This window comes from Bacillus sp. AF62, from assembly GCF_050312695.1.
Classification (GTDB): Bacteria; Bacillota; Bacilli; order Bacillales; family Bacillaceae_G; genus Bacillus_A; species Bacillus_A cereus.
Genome location: NZ_JBNPJZ010000241.1, coordinates 1 through 501 on the forward strand (window position 1 = coordinate 1; position 501 = coordinate 501).

Below are 501 nucleotides of genomic sequence, written 5' to 3' on the forward strand. Positions count from 1 at the left end.
GTGGATGTTTAAAGAAAAGGCAAACAAGTTTCTTACAGTTTTAAGAGAAAAGGAGAGTGCATGATGGACGAATTGGAAGGTTTAGAGTTTGTAAGGGCGTTTCGGGCTACAGATGGGGCGTCCTTTGAAGTAGGGCGGGATACAGGTAAACGGTATGTGGTTCATGCTAGATTCCCATATATTACAGGCAGTCAAACCAAACTCAATAATTTTATCAATTATGCACGAAATGAAATAAAAGATGAATCAACCGCGGTTGGTATGGCTTCATTCGCTTGTGATTGCTACGAACGATCTTTACGCCAGTACCGAAATTGAAGGGGGGATGAATATGTTTCAAAAGGTGAAACAGTGGTTTGCAAAAACATTTGAAAGTAAACAAGGGAAGGCAAGGAAAGCCACAAAGCTTCCTTCTTATAAAGGGCGCTTAATTGGGAAATGGGCCTTTTGGCTCCTGTTTTGTTGGATGCTCATTGTATCCATCACAACCGTAGTAAAAGG

The 501-nt window shown here is 41.1% G+C and carries 1 protein-coding gene and 1 pseudogene; both read left to right on the forward strand.

Annotated elements, in window-relative coordinates; translation table 11 throughout:
* Nucleotides 1-60 precede the first annotated feature (60 nt).
* A complete protein-coding gene (locus ACQRBL_RS32545; protein WP_411996698.1) occupies nucleotides 61-318 on the forward strand; it encodes a hypothetical protein in 258 nt (85 codons plus the stop codon).
* A gap of 7 nt (nucleotides 319-325) precedes the next feature.
* A pseudogene (locus ACQRBL_RS32550) lies at nucleotides 326-501 on the forward strand (conjugal transfer protein); the annotation flags it as partial.

Excerpts from the sequence above, each read along its gene's own strand:
- ACQRBL_RS32545 (WP_411996698.1), top strand. The coding sequence starts at position 61 with ATGATGGACGAATTGGAAGGTTTAGAGTTTGTAAGGGCGTTTCGGGCT.